The following is a 2,942-nucleotide window of genomic DNA, read 5'->3' as shown; positions in this document are numbered from 1 at the left end:
ATTACCATTCAGCGGGGGGATCATGCCGATTGACTGGGATAAACATTTACTGGCCCCGCTGCATAAGCAGTTTGCAGAGCAGGTGAACTGGCGGCCTAAGTATGGTGAGCCTTACGACATCATGGGCGTGTTTGATCGCGCCTATACCCAGCAGGTGGGATCCCTTGACGGGGACAGCGACATTAATACCACTAAACCCCTGTTAGGCGTCCGTGATGCCGTATTCAAAGTGCCCCCCAAACAGGGCGACAAAGTCTTTGTGTATCGCGCCAATACCGAATTTATTGTGAGCGATGTGCAACCGGACAGTCACGGCGGCACGCACTTACAACTCAATAAGGTAAAATCATGAACGCATCAACCGTGCGTAACCTGGTGGTTCAGGCCCTGACAGGAAAGACGGATGCGCAATCCCGCGTCTATTCCCCGCGTGACTGGTCAACACGGGGTGATGATTATCCGTGCATACTGGTACAAACTACGTTTGATCATAAAAAGTCACATGGCCGTAATGCGCCGCAGTTTGACACCATTACAACGGTCAGAGTCACCGGACGCCTCGAGGCGTTTGACAGTGAGTTGGGAAATGGCGCAGAGCAGGCAGAACTCGCACTGGAGACCCTGCGGGCGCAAATCGAGCGTGCCGTGATAAACAGTTATGCGCTCACAAAGGAAATACAGCAATTTGCGGAGATCCGGTCACAGATTGATATTGATGCCAGCGGGGAAGGACATTTAGCTCAGCTTCTGATGGACATCGACATTGAATACTATCAGGGGCCGGAGGATTTTTACCCGATTGAAGCAAACCCGCTGGAGGGCATTGATGTGACGATTGCGATGCCGGAATACACCCCCGAACCCCATATCCGTATTAATCTGGAGTAACCCTATGTTTGTCAAACCCGTTGCCGGGCGCAGTGTACGCGATCCGGCCAAAGGTACTCATCTGCCTGAAGGTTGTACAGAAGTCCCCAATACGCTGTTTTGGCATCGTCGTGTAAGGGATGGTGACGTTGAACTCTGTCAGCCAGTAGCTGAAACCAAACTTACTAAAAAGGCGCAGGAGACTGAATAATGGCTATCCCTTTTTCCCGCATTCCCAATAACCTCAGAACCCCGCTGTTTTTCGTGGAATTTGATAATTCAATGGCAAACAGCGCCACGGCAACCCAGCGCTCGCTGATCCTCGGTCAGATGCTGGATAAGGCTATTGCTGCCCCCGATATTCCGGTGCGCATTTCTTCCGCTGAACAGGCAGCTTCCCAGTTCGGTCACGGTTCCCTGCTGCATGGCATGACCGCGGCGTATCTGGCGAATGATCCTGCGGCGGAATTGTGGGCGCTGCCCCTGAAAGACAGTGATAACCTGCTGACCGCTAAAGGATCGGTAGAGATGGTATCCCTGCCGGCCCGCGCGGGCGTGATTTCCCTGTATATTGGCGGACAGCGTGTGCAGGTGACCGTCATGGCGACCGATAAATTGACGCAGGTTGCGGAGTCACTGGCGGCAGCCATTAACCGCAAGATTGCGCTGCCTGTCACGGCAACAGCGACCAATCACACCGTCACGTTGACCGCGAAAAACAAAGGCGCTCACGGCAATGGCATTGATATCAGCCTCAATTACCGGGGACAAGCCGGGGGCGAAGAAACCCCGGCAGGCATGGACTTACGTATCATTCAGATGACAGGGGGCGCAGGTGCACCCGAACTGAAAAATGGCCTGGCTAATCTCAGTGACCGGGCATTTGATTTTATCGTCAATCCGTACACCGATACCGCTTCATTGGATGAACTCAAGGCCTTTTTATCCGATACCGGCGGGCGCTGGTCTTGGGAACAGCAATTGTACGGTCATGCATTCAGTGTGGTCAGTGGCATTTACGGAGAGCTGGCAGATATTGGCGAGCGCCGGAACAATCAACATGAAACCCTGTTGGGGTTGACGAAATCCCCGACACCTGACTACATTTGGGCGGCGGCCATCACCGGGGCGGCGGCACCGAGTCTGAGAAATGATCCGGGCAGGCCGCTGCAAACCTTGCCTGTCGCGGGCGTTTTATCCCCGGATGCTGAGAACCAGCTCGGCCTGATTGATCGCAATAACCTGTTGCACAGTGGCATTTCCACGTTTACGGTGGCCGATGACGGCACGGTACAGATAGAGAACCTGATCAGTACCTACCAGAAAAACCCGTACGGTGATAATGACGACAGCTACCTTCAGATAGAAACGCTGTTTTTGCTGATGTACGTCTCGCGGTATATCCGTACCCAAATCACCTCAAAATTAGGGCGAATGAAACTGGCGAAAGACGGCACCCGCTTTGCGCCCGGCTCGGCCATTGTTACCCCTAATATTGTCCGGGCAGAACTGATCGCCCAATACCGGACACTGGAATTCAACGGTTATGTGCAGGATTCTAAGGCTTTTGCCGCAGGCTTAAGGGTCGAGGTTAACGCCCATAATCCTAACCGGCTGGATGTCCTCTGGACTGGCACGCTGATCAATCAGTTGCGTGTCTTTGCGCTCTTGAACCAGTTCCGTCTGCAACCGACGTCATAAGGAAACCTCATGGGAAATACAACTCGAAGGCTGGCGGGGACAGCCTATCTCACGGTGGATGGTGTGTCCATTATGGTAGTGGGGGACTTTACCTACGGCCCCTCGGCCGTCACCCGCGAGACCTTAACCGGGATGGACTACGTGCACGGGTATAAAGAAAAACCCAGTCCGTGCTTCATTTCCTGCCGGGTACGTGACAGCGGCGGCACGACCGTGGCGGATTTTAACAATCAGACCAACGTCACCATTGTGGCCGAACTGGCGAACGGCAAGACCATTATTGGTGAAGGCATGTGGACCGTAAACACGCAGGAAGTGCGCAGCGAAGATGCGGAGTTCGAAGTCCGTTGGGAAGGCATTTCGGTAACAGAAAA

Annotated in this window: 5 protein-coding genes; all 5 read left to right on the top strand. The window is 53.7% G+C overall.

What is annotated here, in order from left to right:
* A partial coding sequence (locus Xbud_RS18615; RefSeq protein ID WP_339353678.1) for a head-tail joining protein occupies positions 1-352 on the top strand: 352 nt, incomplete at its 5' end.
* Positions 349-888, top strand: coding sequence for an ATP-binding protein (locus Xbud_RS18610; protein ID WP_099137474.1), 540 nt, complete (start codon positions 349-351; stop codon positions 886-888). The genes Xbud_RS18615 and Xbud_RS18610, both read left to right, overlap by 4 nt.
* A 4-nt stretch (positions 889-892) precedes the next feature.
* Complete coding sequence (locus tag Xbud_RS18605; protein WP_099137473.1) at positions 893-1,078, top strand: DUF2635 domain-containing protein; 186 nt, start codon at positions 893-895, stop codon at positions 1,076-1,078.
* Complete coding sequence (locus Xbud_RS18600; protein ID WP_099137472.1) at positions 1,078-2,568, top strand: phage tail sheath subtilisin-like domain-containing protein; 1,491 nt, start codon at positions 1,078-1,080, stop codon at positions 2,566-2,568. Before Xbud_RS18605 ends, Xbud_RS18600 begins: the two co-directional genes overlap by 1 nt.
* Before the next feature lie 9 nt (positions 2,569-2,577).
* Positions 2,578-2,942 (top strand): phage tail tube protein (locus tag Xbud_RS18595; protein WP_099137471.1); only part of this gene is annotated, 365 nt, incomplete at its 3' end.

Origin of the sequence: Xenorhabdus budapestensis (assembly GCF_002632465.1) — a bacterium.
Classification (GTDB): domain Bacteria; phylum Pseudomonadota; class Gammaproteobacteria; order Enterobacterales; family Enterobacteriaceae; genus Xenorhabdus; species Xenorhabdus budapestensis.
The sequence above is the reverse complement of the archived record's forward strand: the minus strand, read 5'-3'. Positions and strand labels throughout refer to the sequence as shown.